Here is a 24,484-nt window from a genome sequence, read left to right on the forward strand (position 1 = left end):
GGCGGGCATGGCTCAGATCCCGACCAGATAGGCGAGCAGCGCCAGCAGGGCCAGCCCCAACCCGTAGCGGGTGAGCTTGTGGGTGCGCACGAACTGGGTGCGGGCCATGGCGTTTTCGATGATGCCGGCCAGCAAAAAGGCCACCAGCAGCTTGCAGGCGAGGATCAGCGCCGCGCCGATGAGCGCAGGCAGACTCCAGTTGGCCGCCTTGCCGAAGGGCAGGAAAATCACCAGAAAGAGCTGCACCACCACCAGCTGCTTGAGGCCGATGGAGAGCTTGAGCAGGGCCAGCCCCGCACCGGAGTACTCGGTGAGCGGCCCCTCCTGCAGCTCTTGCTCGGCTTCGGCGCAGTCAAAGGGCAGCTTGCCCATCTCGACAAACACCGCGAAGGCACAGGCGGCGCCGGCCAGCAGGGTGGCAACCGGCGCGGCCAGTGGCTGGGTCGCTACATAGCTGCTGATATTGCCCAGATCCGAGCTGCCCACCATCATCGCCATGATGAAGCAGGCGAGCACCAGAATGGGCTCCACCAGAATGCCGAGGGTCAGTTCGCGGCGGGCGCCGATCCCTGCAAACATGCTGCCGCTGTCGAGCCCCGAGAGGGAGAAGAAGAAGCGGAAGATGGCGAACAGATAGATATCGGTGATGAGATCCCCGGCGATGGGGAAGGGGGACTCGTGAGTCAGGGTCGGCAGTGCCATCCCTACCAGCAAGAGGGCGGCGATGAGCAGCGCAGGCATCAGGTTGAAGATGATGCCGGCAGGCTCCGGGGTCACCTCCTGACGGCGCAGTAGCTTGGCGATATCCCGGTAATCCTGCAGCAGGCCCGGCCCCTGACGGGAGTGCATCTTGGCCCGCAGCACCCGGTTGAAACCGGTGGCGAGCGGCGCCAGCGCCAGCATGGCGATGGCCTGGGTCAGGGCGAGGGCAACCATGCCCCAGCTCGGCATTTCAAGAACAGGCATATCAGACTCCTACAGCCATCAGGATAAAGAGCGCCAGCACAATGCCGTGCAGCAGCCAGCCGGTCGTCCCGCTGGTATCGCTCACCCCGTGCAGGGCGCTGGCCAGATCGAGCTGCGGCTGCTTGCGATAGAGCGGCGCGCAGAGTTGGCGCAAGGTGTGGGTGACACCGCCGGAGGTAAGGCTCATGCGCTCCTCATAGGCGTAACCACAGGCCCACGGGGTGCCAGCGTGACGACGACCCAGCTTGGGCCCCTTGAAGATGGCCAGTACCAGCAACGGGATGAGGAACAGACCCAGCAAGGTGATGGCGATAACGGGTGGGGAGAGGATCGCCTGGCTGCTATCGAGTGGCAGCAGGGTGGCGCCGGTGGCGACACTCATTTGGCTGGCAACCAAGGCTTGGCCATAGCTGGCGATATGGGGGGCAATCCAGGGGGCGCCCAGACCCAGCACCAGACAGACCGCGGCCAGCAGCAGGGTGCCTGCCACCATGGTGCCCGGCACTTCGCGGGCGTGGCTCGCGTGTTCGCTGCGCGGTGCGCCGCAGAAGCAGATGCCGTACACCTTGACGAAACACATCACCGCCATGGCGCCGGTTACCGCTAGCATTACTACCGCGAGCGGCGCGACGACAGAGGTGCCGAGTTTGGTCATGGAGAGCAGCGACTGGTAGATAAACCACTCGCTGACAAAGCCGTTGAGCGGCGGCAGCGCCGAGATGGCCATGGCACCGATCAGGAACGCCAGCGCAGTCCAGGGCATCAGCTTGGCCAGCCCCCCCATCTTGTCCATGTCACGGGTGTGCAGACGGAACATCACAGAGCCGGTGCCCATAAAGAGCAGGCTCTTGAAGATGGCGTGGTTGAGCAGGTGATAGAGGGCGCCGAGCAGCCCCAGCACCACCAGTGCCGGTTGCTGGTTGGCGATGCCGATCATGCCGATCCCCATCCCCATCAGGATGATGCCGATGTTCTCCACCGTGTGGTAGGCGAGCAGCCGCTTGAGGTCATGCTCGGCCAGCGCAAACAGCACCCCGAGCACTGCCGAGCAGGCGCCGAAGATCAGCACCACATAGCCCCACCAGAGCTGGCTGGCGCCGAGAAAATCGATGCTGACCCGCAAGATGCCAAAGAGACCCAGCTTTACCATCACGCCGGACATCAGCGCCGAGATATGGGAGGGGGCAACGGGCTCGGCCACCGGCAGCCAGCCGTGCAGCGGCACGAAACCGGCGCGCAGGCCAAAGCCGCAGAAGCTGAGCAGAAACACCAGGGATGCCAGGGCGCCCGCCAGATGGTGCTCGCGCAGCGCGGCGAACTCCAGCGAGCCGCTTTCGCGGCAGAGCAGCCAGAAGGCGATCAGCACCAGAGCCATGCCGATATGGTTCATCACCAGATAGAGGCGGCTCTGTTTGGCGGCCTCGGGGTTGGTCTTGACCAGCCAGTAGGTGGTGAGGGTCACCAGCTCGTAGCAGAGCAAGAAACCGAGCGCATTGTCGGCCAGTACCATGCCCACCATGGCAAAGAGGAAGAGGTTCATCAGCGCGCCGATGGCCACATCCCCCTTGCCCTGATATTCGCGGATATAGGCAAAGGAGTAGAGGGCGACGGCGACGCCGACGGTGCTAATCACCAGCAGCATCAGCGCGGCCAGCATGTCGAGATGAACCGAGCCCAGCAGCCAGAGCTGGCCGTCGACGGGGGCGCCTTGGGCAAAGATCTGGATGGCGGCGACCAGACCCGCGAGCGAGCCCAGCAGGGCAAAACCGCTGTTGAGGCGGTTGGCCAATGCGGGCAGCTTTTGCAGGAGCAAACCGGCGGCAGCGCCCAGCAAAAAGAGCAGGAGCGTGGCCATAACAAGGGGGGACAACATCAGCGAACTCCCTCTGTGGTGGATAAATCGGAGGCAGGGATCGCCGTGGCGGGCGCCGAGAAGGCAGAGGCCCCTTGCGGGTTGGTGTCGGCCGCTTGCTGGCGACGGATACGGGCGGCGCGTTCGGTGTCGCCGTCATTGACCAGCTTCAGCGCCTGGGAGGGGCAGGCACCGACACAGGCCGGGCCGTCGGCGCGAAACTCGCACAGGTCACACTTGACCGCGATGCTGCGCACCCCCGGCTCCCAGCTCAGCAGATCCTCGCCAAAGCAGCGCAGGCCGGCAGAGGTGGAGGGGTTGCTGGAGCGGATGGAGCAGGGGATATAGGTGTCGTAACTGGTGGCCACGGCCACCGGACGGCTGCCACCGCTCTGGATAGCGCCAAAGGGGCAGGCCACGGCGCAGAGATTGCAGCCGATGCAGAGCGACTCGTTGAGTTGCACGCAATCGCCGGTTTGGCGAATTGCTTCGACCGGGCACACCTTGATGCAGGGGGCATCGTCACAGTGACGGCACTGAACCGGCATGGTCGCCTGCTCGTGTCGCATAACGGTTAAACGGGGGGCTTGCTGCAAACCTTGCGCCTTGTGTACCTCGCTGCAGGCCGCCATACAGGTGCCACAGCCGATACAAAGCTTGGGGTCAGCGATAACGAAGCGGTTCATAGCCTACCTTGTCGTGTCGCGAACGGAGAAAGTAGGGGCAGGTTGGCAAGATACGGGCCAGAATGGTTTTTGCAGAGAAATTGGTTTTAAGTGGCTGTTTTTAAATAAATAAAAATCCTCGCGTAGTTGAGTGAACGCGCTGATGTGGCTGTCGAACTGTGACGTTCGTCACTTGTGACGAAGCCCCCAAGAGGGTTCGTCACCTTGGAAAACGCAGCATGAGTAGGGTGCAAAGAACGCAGTGAATTGCACCTCTCCGACATATGTTCGCGGTGCACGGCGCTGCGCTTGTTGCACCCTACGGTGGGATGTCTGTGGGGGCGCCGTGGTTTGCTCCCTTCTCCCCTTGCGGGAGAAGGGCCGGGGATGAGGGGGCGGTAATTAGGGTTAACGAAAATGAAGAGGGAGGCCAATGCCTCCCTCTCTATTTGCTGGCGTTTTCTATGCCTTTAAGAGGCCATCAACCCGCCATCAGATATCCACCTGGGATCCCAGCTCGATAACCCGGTTGGGCGGGATCTCGAACTGATCCGGGGCGCGCAGGGCGTTGCGCTGCAGCAGCATAAAGAGCTTGCCGCGCAGATAGAGATACCAGGGGCGGTCTTTCATGATGAGCGACTCGTGGGCCATAAAGAACGAGGTCTCCATCATCCGGCAGCTGAGCCCTTCGGCGTTGCAGCGGTGGAAGATCTCCTCCACGTTCGGGGTCTCGCGCCAGCCGTAGCTTGCCACCACCCGCCAGAAGGTGGGGGAGAGCTGCTCGATGCAGACCCGGCGAACATTGTGGACGTAAGGCACCTCTTCCACCCGCAGGGTGAGCAGGATGATCCGCTCGTGCAGCACCTTGTTGTGCTTGAGGTTATGCAGGAGCGCATGGGGGATCACATTGACCACCCGCGACATATAGACCGCAGTGCCGGCCACCCGGGTCGGCGGGGATTTCTCCAGTGATGCGATCATCGGCTCAAGGGAGTTGCCGTGCTCGTTCAGGCGGCGAATAAGCTGGAAACGCTCGCTCTTCCAACTGGTCATCACGGTGAACATCACCGCGCCCAGAGTGAGCGGCAGCCAGCCGCCGGAGAAGATCTTGGCGAGGTTGGCGGCAAACAGCGGCACGTCGATACAGAGCAGCGCGGCAAACAGGATGGCCACCAGATACTTGTTCCAGTGCCAGCTGTTCTTGGCCACCGAGCAGGAGAGGATGGAGGTGAGCACCATGGTGCCGGTCACCGCGATGCCGTAGGCCGCCGCCAGATTGCTGGAGTGCTCGAAGCTCATGATGACGATCACCACCGAGATATAGAGCATCCAGTTGATGACCGGAATATAGATCTGGCCGGACTCCTGCTCGGAGGTGTGAACGATGCGAATGGGTGAGAGATAACCGAGGCGCACCGCCTGCCGGGTCAGCGAAAAGACCCCGGAGATCACCGCCTGCGAGGCGATCACCGTCGCCATGGTCGCCAAGAGCAGCAGCGGCACCAGCGCCCATTTCGGCGCGAGCAGGAAGAAGGGGTTGGCAATGGCCGCCGGATTGCTCAGCAGCAGCGCACCCTGACCGAAGTAGTTGAGCACCAGCGAAGGCAGCACCACGATAAACCAGGCGAGGCGAATGGGATTTTTGCCAAAGTGGCCCATATCCGCGTAGAGCGCCTCCACCCCTGTTATGGCCAGCACCACGGCGCCGAGGGCAAAGAAGGAGGTGGTTTGGTACTGGATAAAGAAGCGCACAGCCCAGACGGGGTTGAGCGCACCCAGCACCTCGGGGTTGTGGATGATGCCGCGCAGCCCCAGCACCGCCAGCGTCATAAACCAGATCAGCATGATGGGGGCAAACAGCTTGCCCACCATGGCGGTGCCATGTTTCTGGATGGCAAACAGCAGGGTCAGCACCAGCACCGAGAGGGTGACGATATAGGGGTCGAGGGCGGGGGTGAGAATGCTCAGACCCTCGATGGCCGACATCACCGACATCGCCGGAGTGATCACCACCTCGCCATAGAAGAAGCTGCCGCCAATCAGGCCGAGGATGATCAGCAGCGGCGTCCAGCGGGTGGAGGCGTTGCGGGTCGCCAGCGACATCAGGGTGAGAATGCCACCCTCGCCGGCGTTGTCGGCTCGCATCACAAAGGAGAGGTACTTGACCGACACCACCAGGATCAGCAGCCAGAAGATCAGCGAGAGAAAGCCGAGAATGGAGGCCGGCTCGACGCCGAACCCGAATTGACCTGACAGGCACTCGCGCAAGGTATAGAGCGGGCTGGTGCCGATATCGCCATAGACTACGCCAATCGCCGCCAGCATAACGCCGGGAGTGGCTTGTTGTTTATCACAGTTCATGAGTTCATCTTGTCAGTTTGATGTTTACACGTTTGCCAACGCACAGCTGCCCGACCTACCAACAGAGTCGTGATATTTAATCGGGAGAGAATAAATGGATTGCGATGGGAAAGGGCGCTAACGGAATAGTGATCTGCTTGTCATGGAACACAGTCTGTTCATCTGTCATTAAGCTTATAATGACACACACTCTGCGGGTCTATGCTCAGTTATAAATAATCAAAAGTTCAATTTGAGTAAGGGAATTAATTATCCGGTGATTGAAATAGGCCGCGACAATGCAGGCAACTGTTTGTTTTATCTAGAGAAGCGGTTTGGCTGGAATCTTTTTCCAAAACGGATAATAAATAGACGATAAAGTAATCGCTAATTAATTGCTGGCAGGATGGCAAAGGGGATGCAGTTGGGCCGCGATGGAGTCGTTATGTGCCAGAGGGGAAAGGTAGGGGGCAATGAACGAAGTGAATTGCACCAATTATTAAAAGAGGTAAGAGGTGCAATGCGCTGCGCTTATTACACCCTACGTTACTACTTGAGCTTCCTAAAATTGTATTACAATATTAATTACTCCCCCCAATTTTTTACTATTCTTTCTCGAAAGATAGCAGTCTTTATATCCTTCTGTAGATACTCAATAACACCTATTAACTCTTTTGAAAAATCTATAGTGAATGGCATAGAGTATGGTTTAGGCACCAGAAAATCATAACTTAAACTATGTAGTTTGAGATTGTATTCTGATGTCTCAATGAACGTGTTATTGCATGGATAATCTTGAGTATGTTGACCATACTGAAATCTAAATTCGTCACGCAGACGATTTTCAAGATCGAAAATGGAAAATTTATCATTCTTTGATAAATCGTTAATGAATATTTCGTTGTTTAAATGGTGAAGATTAAATGGTTTCGACACATCAAGTTTTGTATTTTCTTTGACCCAATTGCCATCGACTATAGGACGAAAAGCTACAATTCTAACCGGCAATTGGGTTTGTATATCAATATCTATAACCTTTAGTAATGGAGTACCATCTTGGCTTTGCCAATCTGACTCGTTTTGCTCCCTTACAATTAGCAAGTCAACTTTATTGTTTTTCGCTTTAGTTTCTGCCCCGCTTTGGTAGCCAACTTTAGTTGCGAATACGGGCTTTAAGTCAGGGATGTCCCTTATTTTACCGATTAGAGCATCAATTTTTTCAATAGTTACTTTTGATGCATAATCTTTACACTCGATGATTGTTTTATATGTGACACCGGCTAATTCATACTCCCAATGCAAATCAAATTCTCTAGTGTTTCCAAAGTTGTCTGCTATTTTCTTATTTCGCTCAATCTTAATGTTTTTGTGTTTTAAATATTCCTCAGAGTCTAACAGTGCTTGTTGTAGGTGCTGAACAAAAATTTCGTAGTCTTTGCCGGTTGACACATATCCTCCTGAAGTTTAATCAAGTAAACTGTAATATATTGTATTTCATATTAGTCGGGGGTTATTATTTCTTTTGTATTACATTGAGAAAGCACTTCTTGATGTCTTGCTTTGTTTGTCCAATTATCAAATGTATTTTGTTATTATCTGTCAGGTTATTATGAGTTTCTATAAACTCTAAGGCTCGTTTGGTTAATCCTGATTTAACAACTAAAACTCCAGGTTTACCTTCCATAGTCACTGTGTTTAAAAACTCCTTGGCTGTACCTAATCCCAATAATCTTGAAAAAGCTTTAACCTCAACTATGTGTTCAGTGTCAAGGATCTTTATTAAAAAATCATAATGATTTTTATGGGCTTTGTATTTATCCGTCAAATTTATATTAAGCTCATCTATAACATCACCAACCATTGATTCAAATTCATAAGCCGCTGCATAATTATTTGAGTTTGATTCAATATTTACGATTTCATCCTTTATATTAAAGGATGAGGATATGTCAACCTCAGTTTCAATGTCCGCTTGTCGCTTAGATATAATGCTTGCGATGGCTAACAATGAGATAAGTCCAGTTAAAATAGTTGTAATCGAAGATATAAACTTGAGGTAATTACTTTCTGATACAGGTCGTTCAGTTGGCTCTATATATTTAGAGCGAAGCTCATTTATGTTTAACATTAATTCATTTCTTTTAGTCAATGGAATGAATTTGTTTTTCAAAAAATCATCTTGAATTTGATTGAGCAGCTCTCTAGATGTGTATTTATACTTAATGGAATATGATAATTCCTTTCCGTTAATGATTTCTTGGATGTCATCCAGCTTGATTTTCTGGTTGTAGAATAGAAGCTCTTGTATATCAGCTACTAACTCTTGATGAACTAACTTTTGTTTGTTTAATCCGATCTCTTCAACATAATCAGGTACGTAGAAAAAACCTAAATAAAGTGTAGCTATAACACCAATACAACTAAATAGATTCCAAAAGTTTGCAATTGCCCAAGATTTTATTTTTATTAATTTATCCCAAAGGAACATATTGTATCCTTAAAAATTTTAAAAATGTTTTTTTCGCGAAATTATTTTAGTGACGTGTCTATGTCTAGTTATATTAAATAATCCCAAGAGACAACCTCACAGCTATGGCAACCAAATTCCAGCGAATTAAACTGACTCATCTACTAATTCCTGCCCCTCAGTTTGCTGCTTTTGAATGGCTGCGTCGAATCGCTTATCAGCATGTAAACGCTCCCAACGGAGCTGGTTGCCAACTGAAGCATGCTATCCAATCGGGTAGGGGGTAAAAAGGGCAATCGGCGCATAATCTGTCCAAGATCAATAAATTAGTCATTGATTGGTTGTTGCTTGAGCGATTGAGCTGAAAGGCCAGGGCGATACGCCTTTGTCAGCCGGTGTCGAGCTCGTCACTTTTGTCGTGTCGATCACACTTCCCAGCCCGTCGTCACTTTCGTCAGTAGTGGCACTCAGCACGTATCTCTTTCTGATTACTCCTTTATTTTCATATGGTTGTGAATTTTTATTGCACCCTTGGCCCGTTTTGGTCTGATAAATGCTTTGTGGGGGGCTGGCCGCCTCTTTGCCTGTCGGCGGGCGGCCCGGTGTAACGAACCATTTAGGATCCCTCTCTATGAACAGCTTCGTGATTGCAGATCCCAGTCTCTGTATTGGGTGTCGTACCTGTGAGGTGGCCTGCGCCGTCTCACACCAGTCAGGGTCTTGCAGCGGGACCCTTGAGCGGGAGGGCGGCCTGCATCTTGCCATCGAGGATGGACATCTGGTCTCCAGGGACAGCTATTTTCAGCCGCGCCTGAAGGTGATCGTGGGCAGCAAGGTGACCACGCCGGTGCTTTGCCGCCAGTGTGAAGACAAGCCTTGCGCCATGGCCTGCCCGAACAATGCCATCGTCAGCGAGGATGGTTGCGTCAAGGTGTTGCAGGAGCGCTGCATCGGCTGCAAGTCCTGCGTGGTGGCCTGTCCTTACGGCGCCATGGCGGTGGTGCTCAAAGAGGTGGCCCCCGCTGCCGATTCGCTCTTCAAGCGTCCGCAGACCAAGGCGCAGGCGCTCAAGTGCGATCTCTGCCGTCACCGCGAGGCGGGCCCGGCCTGTGTCGAGGTGTGTCCGACCCAGGCGCTGCGGCTGGTCACGCCGGAGCATCTTGAAACCCTGAACCGGCAGAAGCAGCTGGCCAGTGCCGAGGCACTGCTGGCGATGCCGGCGCGGGTGTGAGCGGGCTTGCCGAGCCGTTTTTCGTTAACAAACAAGAGTGTGAGTCATGAAAAAAGTCATTACCGTGTGCCCCTATTGCGGCACCGGTTGCAAAATCAACCTGCTGGTTGAAAACGACAAGGTGGTGGGGGCCGAAGGCGCCAACGGCCGGACCAACGAGGGGCAGCTCTGCCTCAAGGGCTATTACGGTTGGGATTTTTTGAACGACACCAACCTGCTGACCCCCCGTCTCAAGAGCCCGATGATCCGCCGCGAGCGCGGTGGCAAGTTCGAGGCAGTCTCCTGGGACGAAGCGATCGAGTTCGCCAGCAGCCGTCTGGCTGCCATCAAGGCGAAATATGGCCCGGACGCCATCATGACCACCGGCTCTGCCCGTGGCCCCGGCAATGAAGCCAACTATGTGATGCAGAAATTTGCCCGTGCGGTGATTGGGACGAACAACGTCGACCACTGCGCGAGGGTGTGACACGCACCCTCAGTCTCCGGTCTGGAGACAACTGTAGGCAACGGCGCCATGAGCAACGCCATTCCCGAAATTCAAGAGACCAAGTGCCTGCTGGTGTTTGGTTACAACGCTGCTGACTCTCACCCCATCGTCGCCCGCCATATCCTCAAGGCGAAGGCAAACGGGGCCAAGGTGATTGTGTGTGATCCCCGCATGGTGGAGACCGCCCGTATCGCCGATCAGTGGTTGCCGCTCAAAAACGGTTCCAACATGGCGCTGGTTAACGCCTTCGCCAACGTGTTGATCAATGAAGGGCTCTACAACAAGGCCTTTGTCGCCAACTACACCGAAGGGTTCGAGACCTTCAAGGCGACGGTGGCCAAGTACACCCCGGAATATGTGGAGGGGATCACCGGCCTCAAAGCCGCAGATATCCGCGCTGCCATTCGCACCTATGCCGAGTCGCCTGCTTCCATGATCCTGTGGGGCATGGGGGTGACCCAGTACGGTCAGGCGGTGGACGTGGTCAAGGGGCTGGCGGGTCTGGCGCTGCTGACCGGCAACTTCGGTCGCCGCGGCACCGGTTGCGGTCCGGTACGTGGTCAGAACAACGTGCAGGGCACCTGCGACATGGGGATGCTGCCGCACCAGTTCCCGGGTTATCAGTCGGTGGCCGATCCCGCCATCAGCGCCAAGTTCGCCAAGGCGTGGGGCGTGGAGTCGCTCTCCCAAAAGCCCGGCTATCGCCTGACCGAGCTTGGCCACAAGGTGGAGGAGGGCAAGTGCAAGGCCTTCTACATCTTCGGTGAAGATCCGGCCCAGACCGAAGCTGACTTGGGTCAGTTCCGCCGTACTCTGGCGGGGATGGAGCTGGTGATCGTGCAGGATATCTTCATGACTCAGACCGCCGAGATGGCCGACGTCATTCTACCCGCCACCAGTTGGGGCGAGCACGAAGGGGTCTACAGCTCGGCAGATCGCGGCTTCCAGCGCTTCTACAAGGCGGTGACGCCCCCCGAGAACGTGAAGCCGGACTGGGCCATCTTCTCGTTGATGGCGACCGCCATGGGTTATCCCATGGAGTACCACAACACCGAAGAGATCTGGGACGAGATGCGTGCGCTCTGCCCGCTCTACGCCGGGGTCAGCTACGACAAGATGGCCGATCTCAAGAGCGTGCAGTGGCCTTGCCCGACCGAGGATCACCCGGGCACCAGCACCCTGTTCGAGGGGAACGTGTTCACCACCCCGAGTGGCAAGGGTCAGCTGATCGCCTCCGAGTGGCGGCCGCCGCTGGAGCAGCCCTGTGCCGAGTACCCGCTGGTGCTCTCCACTGTGCGCGAGGTAGGTCACTACTCCTGCCGCTCCATGACCGGCAACTGCTCGGCGCTGCAGACCCTGGCCGATGAGCCGGGCTATGTGCAGATCCACCCGAGCGATGCCAAGAAGCTTGGGGTGAAGGATCAGGCGCTGGTCTGGATCTCGTCGCGCCGTGGCAAGGTAATTACCCGGGCCAACTACAACGACCGGGTCAACGCCGGGGTGGTCTACATGACCTACCAGTGGTGGATCGGGGCCTGCAACGAGCTCACCATCGAGCACGTCGATCCCGTCTCCCACACACCGGAGTACAAGTACTGCGCGGTGAAGATCGAGCGCATCGACAATCAGCCTGAGGCGGAAGTGTACGTCCAGACTGAATACAGCGCGCTCAAGGCGAAATTGCGCAGCGCAGCCAAAGGCTGACCCGCCCTAAAAAAGGACGTTCTGCACAAATAAGGGAACCCGACTCGGATTTATCGAGTCGGGCACCCTTTTATTACCCAAAGAAAGGGGAGTAAATGATGCAACATGAAATTGGTCGCTTATTCGGACTTTTCTATATTGGCACCTATCTGGCGGCGATATTGCTGGGAATAGGTTGCTATATTTGGCACGATGAGATGATATTTCTGCTGGGCTTCGGTTTTTTCGGCTGTTTTATGGCAGCGCGGCTCGCCATGAGCAGCGTATTTTCCGCCTTGAGTATTTCCAGTGCCTGGCTGATCGGGTTTATCTCCACCACCTTGATCAACGGCCTGCTGCTGGGAGTGATCACCCTGCTGGTCTACCTCACGCACCAGAGCGTCACCACCGAGCTTGCCGACAACGCCAGCTGGCTGCTGATGGCCTTCCAGAGCTTGTCGGCCCTCTTTATCTTCGGTGGCCTGAAGTGCTGCCACAGCCGGATCATCACCTCATAAACTGCCGATGAATGGGCAGCAAACACCATCTTGAAACCCGCAGCCAGTGAAGCAGCCAGCGAAGAGGAGAGGCAGATCTGACAGTTGACGGCGGCCCACTTTTCGGGCGCCTTAATTGAGATCAAGAACTGATGAAATAACCGGTTAAATATGGCCATCAGATATATTAAATCGGATTGTAATGAAATTTGAGCTCATCTATGATGAGTCGCCATTCCAATATATCCCCCGATAACGATGTTACTTTTTGTTGTCGTTCGTTAATAACAACTCTGGAATTGCAACATGCGACAATTTTCGTCACCGCTTTTCTTATTGGCAGCCACTTTTACGGGCTGCGGCTATTTATTTTGGTGACGGGTGCTTGTCGTGATGCGATGGCATGGACAGCCTGACTGGTGACTAAATCGATATAACGTGAGGCCGCAATGCTAAATGTGAGTGCCATCCCCCTGGACGAGATCTCTCCCATCTGGGACGACGGTTTCCTCCTGCTCTCCAAATCCCTCCTGTCGGCCGTGACGCTCGATGATTTTATCCACAAACTCAACAAGATAGATGCCAGCTTCGGCGGCGTAACCCGGGTCAACCTGATCCTCAACATGGGTGCGGACGAGGAGGCCATCTTCTATTTCATGGGACATTCCGGCCCAAAGCATCTGGTCTGCCCCAAGGCAGAGCTGCACCTCTCCCCCCGTCCTACCAAAGAGACCCCGGAACAGGCCATCATTCTCGCTGCCGCCCGCTTTGAGAATCGCTGCCCGGCGCTGGATCGTGAAGGGGTCTACGGGGGGCTGCGCTCCTATTGCCAGCTCCCCATTACCACCGCCCGCAGCCACTTGGGCGGGGTCGAGTTTATCAACACCCAGCTCGACAGCTTCACCATGGAGACCCTTGCCAAGCTGACCCAGCTGGCGGCCATTATCGCCATTGCGCTGGAGAACGTGCTCGACAAGGAGCGCACCCTGGAGCAGGCCAACTCCCTGCGTCTTGAGCGCGACAGCTGCAAAATTCTGGTGGATGTGACCAACGCGGTAATCAAACTGGTGCGCATCGCCGAGCTGCCCAAGAGCCTGTTTGCCATCCTGCACCACCACTTCGGCATCAGCAGCTTGTGTCTGGCGGAGTACAACGCCACCTCCGACAGCTTCAAGAGCTATCTGGTCAATCAGCACCAGAGCGAGCAGCCGGGCATCATCGATCACTCCTGTTTTGAAAAGAAGTGCCTGCAGGGGGCCCTTGGTCATAGCGAGCCGTTTTTTGTCTATCGCGAACATAGCCACGGCTGCAGCAATCGCTGCCGCTTTACCTCCCAGATCCTGCCCCCCGAGGCTGACAGCTCCTGCATTTTGCCGCTGCGCTATCGGGGCAACCTGCTGGGGGTGCTGATCCTCTCGCACCCCAACGCCGACTTCTTTGCCGATATCGATATCTCCTTGCTGGAGCAGGTAGCGGCGCGCACGGCCATTGCCATGAACAACGTGCAGGCCCAGCAGGAGATCTCCAACACCAACGGTGCCAAAGAGAAGACCATTCGCATCAACGAGCCGCAGATGCAGGGGGAGTTCCCCCACATCATCTACCAGAGCGCGGTGATGGAGAGCGTGCTGGAGAAGGTGCGGCTGGTGGCCGAGAGCGACAGTACCGTGCTGATCCTCGGCGAGACCGGTACCGGCAAGGAGCTGATCGCCCAGGCCATTCACGCCCTGAGTGCCCGCCACGACCACGAGATGGTGAAGGTGAACTGCGCCGCCATCCCCACCGGCCTTATCGAGAGCGATCTCTTTGGCCACGAGAAGGGGGCCTTTACCGGTGCCCTGACCCAGCGCATCGGCCGCTTCGAGCGGGCCCACAAGGGCACCCTGTTCCTCGATGAAGTGGGGGATATGCCGCTGGACTTGCAGCCCAAACTCTTGCGGGTATTGCAGGAGCACGAGCTGGAGCGGGTGGGCAACAGCAACCCAATAGCGGTGGATGTGCGGCTGGTGGCCGCCACCAACTGCGATCTGCTCTCCATGGTCAAGAACAAGCGCTTTCGAAGCGATCTCTACTACCGCCTCAATGTCTTTCCCATCGAGCTGCCGCCGCTGCGCGAGCGGCGCGAGGACATTCCGCTCTTGGTCAATTTCTTTATCAAGAAGATCGCCAAGCGGATGCGCCGCACCATCACCTCGATCCCCGCCGATGCCATGAAAATGCTGGTGTCACTCCCCTGGTACGGCAATATCCGCGAGCTGGAGAACGTCATCGAGCGCGCCGTGGTGATGACCCGCGGCCATGTGCTCAACCTCTCGCCCGATGAGCTGATGCCCCTCAAGGGTTATCACAAGATTGAGACCCTGGTTTATGACGAGCCCGCCACGCCGCTCTTTGCCGAGGAGCCGACCGATGAACGCGAGGCGATCATCGTCGCCCTGCGCGATTGCAACGGCATCGTCGCTGGCGAGCGGGGGGCGGCCAACCGCCTCGGCATGAAACGCACCACCTTGCTTTCGAAAATGAAGCGGCTCGGCATTTCGGCCAGAGATCCCGAGATCATTGACGGGGTCGCACCATGAGAGAGCTACTTGAGCTTGAGGCGCGTGACGAGCTTAGCGAGCAGAGAGAACAGAACGAACTGGCCCGCTGCGCCATCCACCGCGAGGTGGTGCACTACCGCGCCGATACACTGACATGCGACAGTGAAATGGCGCTCCCCTCCGAGACGCCGGTGGCGCTGGTCTACAACGGCATCGCTCACAGCGTGATGATGTGCTCGGCCTCCGATCTGGAGGATTTTGCCATCGGCTTTTCGCTATCCGAGGGGATCATCGACAGCCTGCTCGATATCCATGACATCGAGCAGATTGACGGCTGTCAGGGGATTGAGCTGCATATCACGTTGGCCAATCGCTGCGTCCATCGCCTCAAAGAGAAGCGGCGCACCATGGCGGGCCGTACCGGTTGCGGCATCTGCGGCAGCGAGAGTCTGGAGCAGGTGATCCGCACCCAGCCAGCGTTGCCCGACAGCCAGCGTCTGGCGGTGGGCAATATCGACAAGGTATTGACCGCGCTGCGCCCGCTCCAGCTGCTGGGCCAGCGCACCGGCGCCACCCATGCGGCGGTGCATCTGGACGGGGAGGGCAACATTCTCGCCATCCGCGAGGATGTGGGGCGCCATATCGCGCTGGACAAGCTGGTGGGTCATCTGTGCCGCACGGGTCGCCGTGACGGCGCCATTCTGGTGACCAGCCGCGCCAGCTTCGAGATGGTGCAAAAGTGCGCCAGCGCCGGAGTGGAAATATTGCTCGCCATCTCGGCCGCCACCGAGCTTGCGGTCGAGCGGGCCGAGCAGACAGGGCTGACGCTGGTGGGTTTTTGCCGCCCCGGGCGGGCCGAGATCTACAGCGGCTGTCAGCGCATTCTGCTTTAAGTGACTGCAAGAGTGAGAACCTGCTAAACGGCTTATAAAAACTGGCAATGAAAAAGGGCGGGGAGTGTGACTCCCCGCCCTTGTTGTTTCTGCCTCTAGCTTGCGGATTAGCGCGCCAGCAGGATACGCAGCATGCGGCGCAGCGGCTCGGCGGCGCCCCACAGCAGTTGGTCACCCACGGTAAAGGCGGCCAGATACTCAGGGCCCATATTGAGCTTGCGCAGACGACCCACCGGAATGCTGAGGGTGCCGGTGACGGCAGCCGGAGTCAGCTCGCGGGCGGTGATATCGCGATCGTTGGGGATCACTTTTACCCAGTCGTTGTGGGCAGCCAGCAGGGCTTCGATCTCCGCCAGCGGCACATCCTTTTTCAGCTTTATGGTGAACGCCTGGCTGTGGCAGCGCAGGGCGCCGATCCGCACACAGAGACCATCCACCGGAATAACGGCGTTTTCGATACCCAAAATCTTGTTGGTCTCGGCCTGACCCTTCCACTCTTCACGGCTCTGGCCGTTGTCGAGCTTGGTGTCTATCCAGGGGATAAGGCCACCGGCCAGCGGCACGCCGAAGTTGTCTACCGGCAGGGTGCCGGAGCGGGTCTTCTCGGTGATCTTGCGCTCGATGTCGAGAATGGCGGAGGCGGGGTCTGCCAGCTCGACCGCTACTTCATCGCGCAGCATCCCCATCTGGGTAACCAGCTCGCGCATATGACGGGCACCGCCACCGGAGGCAGCCTGATAGGTAGCCACGCTCACCCACTCCACCAGATCGGCCTTGAACAGGCCGCCGAGGGCCAGCAGCATCAGGCTGACGGTGCAGTTGCCGCCGACGAAGGTCTTGATGCCATCGTTCAGGGCCTGCTCGATGACGTCGCCGTTGACCGGATCCAGAATGATGACGGCGTCTTTCTCCATCCGCAGGGAGGAGGCGGCGTCAATCCAGTAACCCTGCCAGCCAGCGGCTTTCAGGCGCGGATAGACATCCTTGGTGTAGTCGCCGCCTTGCGCTGTGATGATGATATCCTGCTTGGCCAGCGCCTCGATATCGAAGGCGTCTTGCAGAGTACCGGCATCGACGCCGAAGTTGGGAGCGGCCTCACCGGCCTGGGAGGTGGTGAAGAATGTGGGTTGAATATGGGCGAAATCCTGCTCTTCCTGCATCCGGCTCATCAGAACCGATCCCACCATGCCACGCCAACCGACCAAACCTACTTTTTTCATATTGTCCTACCCTGGATTGCTGCTAAAGAAACTCGCGATGACACCCGTAACCCCTTGTCTGGCGACGCCTGTTTACAAGCGGTTTACAGGCCATTTAAAAAATATGCGCTGCGAAAAATGCGTCTATCCACATTACGGATTGTGGCGGCTTGCGCAAGTCGAATTGCGCAATATTCTGTGCCGTTTGCTGCATTAACCGGCAGCCAGAGCACCGCTCAGGTAGACGGGGAGGGAGAAGGTCAACATCAGACGAAAAGGCCACCGTTTTTGGCGGTGGCCTGTCAATAAAGCGGTTGAGAACGTCCTCTGCTGGGCGTAGTTGGCGAGTGAAACAGCCCGACAGCTTGGGCGCTTAGCCGTAACGGGCCAGAGTGAGCCCCTCATCGCTGATGGCGGGTTCGCTGCCGCTGATAAGATCGCACAACAGCTGACCCGAACCGGCCGCCATGGTCCAGCCCAGGGTGCCGTGGCCGGTATTGAGCCAGAGGCCGGGAATGGGGCTCGGCCCCACCAGCGGGGTGCCGTCCGGCGTCATGGGACGCAGGCCGGTCCAGAACTCGGCTTGGCTGATATCGCCCCCTGCGGGGAAGAGATCGCCCACCACCATTGCCAGAGTGTCGTGGCGTCTCGGATTCAAGGCGAGGTTGTAGCCCGACAGCTCCGCCATGCCGCCGACCCGGATCCGCTCGTCAAAGCGGGTGATGGCCACCTTGTAGGTCTCGTCCAGCACTGTGCTGCGCGGTGCGGCGTCGGCGTTGATCATCGGCAGGGTGAGGGAGTAGCCCTTGACCGGATAGACCGGCAGCTCCAGCCCGAGGGGGCGCAGCAGCGGCCGCAGAAAACCGGTGGCATAGCTGCCGAGCGCACAGACGATGGCATCGGCGCGATAGCGCTGCTCGCCCGCCCGCACCGCGACGGCGCGGCCGCGGGCTTGCTCAATCTCGTCGATATCGCAGTTGAAGACGAACCTGACCCCGAGCTTCTCGGCTTCAAGGGCAAGGGCCTTGGTGAAGCGGAAGCAGTCGCCGGTCTCGTCGCCGGGCAGACGCAAGCCGCCGACGATTTTGCCGCGCACCCGCGCCAGCGCAGGCTCTGCCGCCTCGCAGCCGCTGGCATCCAGCGACTGGTAAGGGACGCCATACTCCTCCAGCACCTCGATATCGCGCTGACTGGCATCGAGCTGGGACTGGCTGCGAAACAGCTGCAGGGTGCCGAGCTGGCGCCCTTCGTAATCGATGTTGAGCTCGTCGCGCAGTGCCTTCATGCAGTCGCGGCTGTATTCGGCCAGACGCACCATGCGCCCCTTGTTGGTGGCATAGGCGGTCGGGGTGCAGTTGGCGAGCATTCTGAGCATCCAGCGAAGCTGGAAGGGGTCGGCGGTGGGGCGCACGGTGAAGGGGGCATGCTTTTGCAGCATCCACTTGGCGGCCTTGAGGGGAATGCCGGGGGCCGCCCAGGGGGCCGCATAACCCGGGGATATCTGCCCGGCGTTGGCATGGCTGGTTTCAAGGGCGACGCCACCTTGTCGCTCCAGCAGGGTTACTTTGTGACCCGCTTTGGCCAGATACCAGGCGCTGGTTACCCCAATTACGCCGCCACCGAGAACCACTATCTCCATATCGTCTTTCCTTGACTGATCTTCTGATGTGGCCACCACCATAATCAGCCGCCACAGGATATTCAACCGCTCTACGCAGGATTGGGATCTCCGTCTGCTTGCCAGTCACAAGCTGGTGTTTGGTGCGATGGTGAGCCTGATTGCCAGCGTAAATCGCTGCGCTGTTTTCAAGGCAGTGTCAGGGGCTATGGCCCGCTTACAACTGCTCCAGCTTGATCAGGTAGTGCTCCGCAGTGGCCAGAATGGCCTGCTGTTGTTCGGCGGCTTGGCCATCCCAGTTGGCATAGGGAAGGGCGAGGCGGGGATTGCCGCCCAGTTTGTCCCGATTGCGCCAGAGAAAGTGCCAGTAGAGGCTGTTGAAGGGGCAACTTCCGTCGCCGTGGCGGGCTTTGACCTGATAGTGGCACCCCTTGCAGTAGTGGCCCATTCGTTCGAGATAGGCGCCGCTGCTGGCGTAGGGCTTGCTGCCCATCAGGCCGCCATCGGCAAACTGGCTCATGCCGTGGGTGTTGGGCAGCTCCACCCACTCGATGGCATCCACATAGATGCCGAGATACCACTGATCCACCTCGTCAGGATCGATCCCCGCCAGCAGGGCAAAGTTGCCGGTCACCATCAACCGCTGGATATGGTGGGCGTAACCGTGCTCAAGAGACTGGCCAATGGCGTGGCGCACGCAGGCCATCCTGGTTTCGCCGCTCCAGAAAAAGCCGGGCAGCGGCCGGTCGGCCCCGAGAAAATTGGTCTGCTGGTAGTCGGGCATCTTTTCCCAGTAGAGGGCGCGGACAAACTCGCGCCAGCCGAGGATCTGGCGGATAAAACCCTCTACCTGCGCCAACGTGATAGTTGCCTGATTGGCCTGCCAGTGGGTCTCGGCGACGCGGATCACCTCAAGCGGATGAAGCATCTTGCTGTTGAGGGAAAACGACAGACGGCTGTGAAACAGACTCCAGCCCCGCTCGCTCAGGGCATCCTGATAGCGGCCAAAGTGGGGCAGGCAGTGGGTGAGAAAATGGGCGAGCAGCTCGCGACTCTGGCGCCTTGTGATGGGCCACGGCAGTTGGCTGGCATCTGCCTCGCCGATGGTGCTGACCCCGTGGCGGGTCAGCATGGCATCAATCTCGCTCACCTCGTTGGCAAAGGTGAGGGGTTCCGGGATCGGCTGACGCTCCGGCAGCTTGGCGCGGTTCTCGTCATCAAAATTCCAGCGCCCGCCAAGGGGTTGGCCGCGCTCATCAAGCAGCACTTGGTATTGCTTTCGCAGGGCGCGGTAGAAGAACTCCATCCGGCTGTGGGGGTAGCGCTGCCAGCCATCACGGGGAGTGAGAAAATGTTCGCTCTCCACCTCGGTGGCAGGGATGGCAAGGCCCGCCGCCCAGCTTTTCAACTGGTTGGCGAGGCGCCACTCGTCCGGGCTCTGCCAGGCAAAGCTGTCGGCCTGATGTGCTTCGAGTTGAGCCTCCAGCAAGCCGGGCAAATCGGGCCAGCGGGCGCTCTCATCGAGGGTCATGTAACAGACGCGGTGGCCCGCTTGGGTGAGTGCCGCCGCGAAGGCGCGCATGGCGGCAAAGAAGGCCAGCACCTTCTGACGATGGTGGCGGCAGTAATCGGTCTCCTGCCGTAGCTCCGCCATCAGATAGCAAATTGCCGGATCCGGGGTGCGAAACCAGCTGTGACCGGCGTTCAGCTGATCGCCAAGAACAAGACGCAGCTCCATCAGACTCGCTCTCCCACAGGTTGCTGGCTGCTGTGACGAGCGTGGCGACAACGCTCGCTGCAGTAGCGAACCTCCTCCCAACTGCGCGCCCACTTGCGCCGCCAGCTGAAGGGGCGCAGGCAGACGGGGCAGATCTTCTCGGGCAGATGGGGTTTGCGATGCATGATGGTTTACGGCCCTGGCTGATGGGGGATGTGGCGTGTGGGTAGGGAGAATAACGAAGCGGGGGCGCGGGCGGATCAACCTCACTGCCGGTTTGCCGCGCAGACGCCCACTTTGTGAGCGGGCGCACAGCCCGTCGGTGCGCCCCTTGTTTGCCAATTAACCAGCCGTTAACGTGGCGAGGCTGCCCGTTGGCAGCATCCATCAATGGATCTTGTTGGCCACCGACTGTCTACAACCGATATGGAGGGGAGTGATGCCAATCATGACAGCTACGCCCCGGGCAGCTTGCCTGCTCGCCCACTGGTATACCCGGGATCCCATTCTCACCTTCGACTTTCCTCACCGCTGATTGGCGGCACCCGCCGTTTGAATTTGTCAGCCGGACGACCCTGATCGCCCCGGCCTCTTTGCCAATTCTAATTCCAATTTCAAACACACTGGCCCCGCGCCGGTGGGGAGTCTTTTATGCGTCGTATACCCGAGCCGTTTCGTATCAAGATGGTCGAGCCCATCAAACAGACCACTGGCGCCGAGCGCCGTGCCGCCCTCGAGGCCGCTGGCTGGAACCCCTTCCTGCTGCTGGCCGAGGATGTCTATATCGATCTGCTGACCGACAGCGGCACCGGTGCCATGTCCGACCGCCAGTGGGCCGGCATCATGATGGGGGATGAGGCCTATGCGGGCAGCCGCAACTTCGTCGAGCTGGAGCGCACGGTGCGCGAGATTTTTGGTTACCAGCATGTGATGCCCACCCACCAGGGGCGCGGGGCCGAGCAGATCCTCTTCCCCGAGCTGGTCAAGCGCTGCAAGGGCAAGGCGCCGGTCTTTATCTCCAACTATCACTTCGATACCACCAAGGCTCACGTTGAGTTGGCTGGCGCGCGGGCCATCAACCTGCTCACCCCGAAAGCCCTCGACACCACGGCCCCTTATGCCTGGAAGGGGGATTTTGATCTCCCTCGCCTGAGCGACACCATCGAGACCCTGGGGGCCGACAACGTGGCCGGCATCATCATCACGGTGACCTGCAACAGCGCCGGTGGTCAGCCGGTCTCCATGGCCAATATGGAGGCGGTCTCCGAGCTGGCCCGTCGTCACCATATTCCGGTGGTGATCGACGCCGCCCGCTTCGCCGAGAACGCCTGGTTTATCAAGGAGCGGGATCCGGCCTATGCCAAGCGCAGCATCAAGGAGATAGTGCGCCAGATGTTTGCCCTAGGGGACATCTTCACCATGTCGGCCAAGAAGGATGGGCTGGTCAATATCGGCGGACTCTGCTGTTTCAACGAGGATCTCGACCTGTTCCGCGCGGTGCAGGTGCGCTGTGTGGCGATGGAGGGGTTTGTCACCTACGGTGGCCTCGCCGGACGGGACATGGCGGCGCTTGCCATCGGCCTGCGGGAGGGGATGGATGAGGAGTATCTCACCTATCGCATCAGTCAGGTGGCTTATCTGGGTGGGCGGCTGGCCGAGGCGGGGATCCCGATCCAGACCCCCACCGGCGGTCATGCGGTCTTTGTGGATGCCAAGAAGCTGCTGCCCCATATTCCGGCCGAGCAGTTTCCGGCCCATGCGCTCGCCTGCGAGCTCTATCTGGAAGGGGGCGTGCGCGGGGTGGAGATTGGCTCCCTGTTGCTGGGGCGTGATCCCGCTACCGGCAAGCAGGAGGCGGCGGATTTTGAACTGTTGCGTCTCACCATTCCGCGCCGGGTCTACACCCGGGATCACATGGACTATGTGGCCGACTGCTTGATCGCGGTGAAAGCACGGGCCCGCGACATTCGCGGGCTCACCTTTGACTACGAGCCGCCGCTGCTGCGCCACTTCACGGCGCGGCTGAAACCGGTCTGATCAGCAACCGGTCAGACTGGGTGATCAACCGCGCCAAGCCGTGGAGATCAAGGGTCGCTCCCGGTTAAATGGCCCAGTAAAAAAGCCCCCGCACCTTGGTGCGGGGGCTTTCGTTTATCCAAGCAAAGCCGGGGTCAGACCGCCTGATACTCCAGCTCGACGGAGCCCAGCGCCTTGAGAGTGGACTGGGCGGAGTCACGCTGGCTGATCTGGCCGTTTTTGTTCTCCAGCAGCACGGCGCGGCGGATGGTGGCGAGATCTTCGCCATTAAGCACCGCATGGGCGCAGGCCATCTGCATCGGCGGCAGGCTGGGGTTGAAGGCGGCGTTCTCGGCGTAGCGGCCCGAGAAGATGCGACCATCGGCAAACTGCAGCGCCACCGCGGCATAGCCCTGGCTATAGGGGGCGTAGCTTTGACGGGCGGCGGCCAGCGCGGCTTGCCACAGCGGGTCTTCGCTTTGCAGTTCAAGCTCTGCGTGATCCTGCGGGCTCATCAGCGCATCAGTGATGTCGAGATCCGCCGGGCCAAACGAGTGGGGCAGGAAGGATTGCAGGGCGCTCAGGTCATCGGGCAGAGAGACTTTCAGGGTCTTGGCGGTACTCAGCTCGTTCATAAACTGACGGCAGTGGCCGCAAGGGGTGTAGTTGACGGTGATTTCAGAGATCCCGGTCTCACCACCCAGCCAGGCGTTGGATATGGCGGACTGCTCGGCGTGGACCGAGTGGAACAGGCCTTGTCCCGAAAACTCCATGTTGGCACCGAAGTACCAGGTGCCACTCAGGCCGCAGGCGATGGCACCGACATAAAACTTGGAGATGGGTGCCACAGAACAGGCGGCAGCCAGCGGCAACAGGGCGAGACGCAGAGCGCGATCATCGAGACCTGTGGCGGCTTTCAGGGTGGCGACTTGCTCCGGCGTGAAGCGGGCGTTGAAGTCGGCACTATCCAGCATGGGCTGCACGGCTGCTTTGAGCGGGGCAGAGAGGGTATCGAATGGCTTGGCAAAACGGGGATGCATAGTGTGTCCTCAAAGGCCAATTGGGCGGCCATTGTAGGGAGCAAGCTCGGGTAAATGTGTGAGCAGGCTCACGCCCTGACGGGCAAACGGAGGGGGATGGTAATGGAAACGTTTGTCTTGTGCAAATTGTGCGGCAGGTCGCACCCCGAGAGGCCAGCAGGCCCCTCGGAATGGTCAACAGGTGGTCAATGGGGTGATCAGATCAGCCAGTGATAGATGGCAAACAGCAGCGGGGCGACGGCAGCGGTGAGGATCCCGCATACCACCATGGCGAGCGATGCAAAGGCCCCCTGGGTGATCCCCTTCTCGGCGGAAGTCGCAGTGCCGATGGCATGGGCACAGGCTCCCATGGCGAGCCCTTGGGCTTCCGGATCGGTCACTTTGAGCAGTTTGAGCAGCGGGTAGCCGATCAGGGCACCGACAATCCCCACCACCACCACCACGGCGGCCGCGATGGCGGGAATGCCGCCGATGGACTGGCTGACGCTCATGGCGAGCGGGGTGGTGATGGATTTGGTGGCAAGGGAGGCGAGCAGCGCCGGATCTGTGCCCATAAAATGACCGATCAGCAGGGTTGTGCACACCGAGATCAAGACGGAGGCGAGGGTACAGATTAGGATGGGCTTGAGCTTGGCCTGGATCTGGCGCGCCTGCTGATAGAGCGGCAGCGCCAGCGCCACCACTGCGGGCTCCAGCAGCATGGTGATGGGGCTGCTGCCGCGCTCGTACTGCTCAAGGGGCAGATCGAACCAGAGCAGCAGGCCGATGATCACCGCTGTCGGCACCAGCACCGGATTGATGATGGGCCAGGGCAGGCGGCGATAGAAGGCGCGAGTGGCGAAATAGAGCGCCAGGGTCAGAGGGATCGCTAGCCAGAAGATCATTTGTTCATCCTCTGGTAGAGCCGACCGACGGTGGCGAGGATCAGCACGATCCCGAGCACGATGCAGAGCATGATGACGCCGAAGGATTGGCGCAGGGGCTCAAGCCAGGCCACCAGCCCGACCGCAACCGGCACGAACAGCACGCCCATGTGGCGCAGCAGCAAGCCTGCCCCCAGCTCGACCCAGTGCAGCTTGATCAGTTGCAGGGAGAGCAGCACGAAGAGCAGCAGCATACCGATGATGCTGCCGGGAAAGGCGAACGGCAGGATGGCTGCCACGGATTTGCCTGCCAGCAGGCAGGCGACGATGACCATAAAGTCACGAAAGTACAGCAAGGCGCGTTGCGCGATCACGTGAACCTCATCGACTGGGAAGAAAAATCGCAGTTT

Annotated in this window: 19 protein-coding genes; 6 read left to right on the forward strand and 13 right to left on the reverse strand. The window is 58.5% G+C overall.

Annotated features, from left to right (window positions below; genetic code table 11):
- Positions 1–12 precede the first annotated feature (12 nt).
- From AB5Y67_RS03540 to AB5Y67_RS03565, 6 genes are all read right to left on the reverse strand, one after another.
- Positions 13–966 (reverse strand): respiratory chain complex I subunit 1 family protein, encoded by a 954-nt coding sequence (locus AB5Y67_RS03540; protein ID WP_019446885.1) that lies wholly within the window; start codon positions 964–966, stop codon positions 13–15.
- Between the two features lies 1 nt (position 967).
- Positions 968–2,839, reverse strand: a complete 1,872-nt coding sequence (gene hyfB / locus AB5Y67_RS03545; RefSeq protein WP_071910391.1) for a hydrogenase 4 subunit B — start codon at positions 2,837–2,839, stop codon at positions 968–970.
- Positions 2,839–3,504, reverse strand: a complete 666-nt coding sequence (locus tag AB5Y67_RS03550) for a 4Fe-4S dicluster domain-containing protein (protein WP_005333313.1) — start codon at positions 3,502–3,504, stop codon at positions 2,839–2,841. The genes hyfB and AB5Y67_RS03550 overlap by 1 nt, the downstream gene beginning before the upstream one ends.
- Positions 3,505–3,975: 471 nt before the next feature.
- Complete coding sequence (gene kup / locus AB5Y67_RS03555) at positions 3,976–5,844, reverse strand: low affinity potassium transporter Kup (RefSeq protein WP_047435273.1); 1,869 nt, start codon at positions 5,842–5,844, stop codon at positions 3,976–3,978.
- Between the two features lie 564 nt (positions 5,845–6,408).
- On the reverse strand, positions 6,409–7,272 hold the full coding sequence (locus AB5Y67_RS03560) for a hypothetical protein (protein WP_199428151.1): 864 nt from the start codon (positions 7,270–7,272) through the stop codon (positions 6,409–6,411).
- A gap of 64 nt (positions 7,273–7,336) precedes the next feature.
- Positions 7,337–8,311 (reverse strand): hypothetical protein, encoded by a 975-nt coding sequence (locus AB5Y67_RS03565; RefSeq protein WP_199428150.1) that lies wholly within the window; start codon positions 8,309–8,311, stop codon positions 7,337–7,339.
- Positions 8,312–8,921: 610 nt separating this feature from the next.
- On the opposite strand from AB5Y67_RS03565, the gene AB5Y67_RS03570 reads away from it, so the two are divergent.
- The 5 genes from AB5Y67_RS03570 to fdhD all read left to right on the forward strand — a co-directional run bounded on the left by AB5Y67_RS03570 (position 8,922) and on the right by fdhD (position 15,621).
- Positions 8,922–9,521, forward strand: a complete 600-nt coding sequence (locus AB5Y67_RS03570; protein ID WP_005333302.1) for a 4Fe-4S dicluster domain-containing protein — start codon at positions 8,922–8,924, stop codon at positions 9,519–9,521.
- Positions 9,522–9,567: 46 nt separating this feature from the next.
- Entirely contained in the window at positions 9,568–11,712 is a 2,145-nt protein-coding gene (fdhF, locus tag AB5Y67_RS03575; RefSeq protein WP_184233535.1) for a formate dehydrogenase subunit alpha, read from the forward strand.
- A 254-nt stretch (positions 11,713–11,966) separates the two neighbouring features.
- Positions 11,967–12,209 (forward strand): hypothetical protein, encoded by a 243-nt coding sequence (locus AB5Y67_RS03580; protein WP_235660875.1) that lies wholly within the window; start codon positions 11,967–11,969, stop codon positions 12,207–12,209.
- A 428-nt stretch (positions 12,210–12,637) separates the two neighbouring features.
- Positions 12,638–14,767 carry a sigma 54-interacting transcriptional regulator gene (locus AB5Y67_RS03585; protein ID WP_199428149.1) on the forward strand — a complete coding sequence of 710 codons (2,130 nt, stop codon included), beginning with the start codon at positions 12,638–12,640 and terminating at the stop codon, positions 14,765–14,767.
- On the forward strand, positions 14,764–15,621 hold the full coding sequence (gene fdhD / locus AB5Y67_RS03590) for a formate dehydrogenase accessory sulfurtransferase FdhD (RefSeq protein ID WP_234915180.1): 858 nt from the start codon (positions 14,764–14,766) through the stop codon (positions 15,619–15,621). The genes AB5Y67_RS03585 and fdhD overlap by 4 nt, the downstream gene beginning before the upstream one ends.
- Positions 15,622–15,728: 107 nt before the next feature.
- On the opposite strand, the gene asd is transcribed toward fdhD, so the two are convergent.
- From asd to AB5Y67_RS03610, 4 genes are all read right to left on the reverse strand, one after another.
- Complete coding sequence (gene asd, locus AB5Y67_RS03595) at positions 15,729–16,841, reverse strand: aspartate-semialdehyde dehydrogenase (protein WP_005345266.1); 1,113 nt, start codon at positions 16,839–16,841, stop codon at positions 15,729–15,731.
- Between the two features lie 352 nt (positions 16,842–17,193).
- The gene (locus tag AB5Y67_RS03600) at positions 17,194–18,501 is read right to left on the reverse strand and encodes a D-amino acid dehydrogenase (RefSeq protein ID WP_199428177.1); all 1,308 of its coding nucleotides are present in this window, start codon (positions 18,499–18,501) and stop codon (positions 17,194–17,196) included.
- Positions 18,502–18,655: 154 nt separating this feature from the next.
- Positions 18,656–20,176 (reverse strand): cryptochrome/photolyase family protein, encoded by a 1,521-nt coding sequence (locus AB5Y67_RS03605; RefSeq protein WP_199428148.1) that lies wholly within the window; start codon positions 20,174–20,176, stop codon positions 18,656–18,658.
- The gene (locus AB5Y67_RS03610) at positions 20,176–20,340 is read right to left on the reverse strand and encodes a DUF2256 domain-containing protein (protein WP_199428147.1); all 165 of its coding nucleotides are present in this window, start codon (positions 20,338–20,340) and stop codon (positions 20,176–20,178) included. Before AB5Y67_RS03610 ends, AB5Y67_RS03605 begins: the two co-directional genes overlap by 1 nt.
- A gap of 466 nt (positions 20,341–20,806) precedes the next feature.
- Between AB5Y67_RS03610 and AB5Y67_RS03615 the strand changes: the two genes are divergently transcribed.
- The gene (locus tag AB5Y67_RS03615; protein WP_199428146.1) at positions 20,807–22,192 is read left to right on the forward strand and encodes a tryptophanase; all 1,386 of its coding nucleotides are present in this window, start codon (positions 20,807–20,809) and stop codon (positions 22,190–22,192) included.
- A gap of 134 nt (positions 22,193–22,326) precedes the next feature.
- Here the strand turns inward: AB5Y67_RS03615 and cdd are convergent, their stop codons facing one another.
- From cdd to AB5Y67_RS03630, 3 genes are all read right to left on the reverse strand, one after another.
- The gene (gene cdd, locus AB5Y67_RS03620) at positions 22,327–23,211 is read right to left on the reverse strand and encodes a cytidine deaminase (protein WP_199428145.1); all 885 of its coding nucleotides are present in this window, start codon (positions 23,209–23,211) and stop codon (positions 22,327–22,329) included.
- Positions 23,212–23,408: 197 nt separating this feature from the next.
- Positions 23,409–24,095 carry an LrgB family protein gene (locus AB5Y67_RS03625; protein WP_199428144.1) on the reverse strand — a complete coding sequence of 229 codons (687 nt, stop codon included), beginning with the start codon at positions 24,093–24,095 and terminating at the stop codon, positions 23,409–23,411.
- Positions 24,092–24,448: a CidA/LrgA family protein gene (locus tag AB5Y67_RS03630; RefSeq protein WP_005333279.1), complete on the reverse strand. Its 357-nt coding sequence runs from the start codon at positions 24,446–24,448 to the stop codon at positions 24,092–24,094. Before AB5Y67_RS03630 ends, AB5Y67_RS03625 begins: the two co-directional genes overlap by 4 nt.
- Between the last annotated feature and the right edge of the window lie 36 nt (positions 24,449–24,484).

It is taken from the genome of Aeromonas sp. s12 (genome assembly GCF_040907925.1).
Lineage (GTDB): Bacteria > Pseudomonadota > Gammaproteobacteria > Enterobacterales > Aeromonadaceae > Aeromonas > Aeromonas veronii.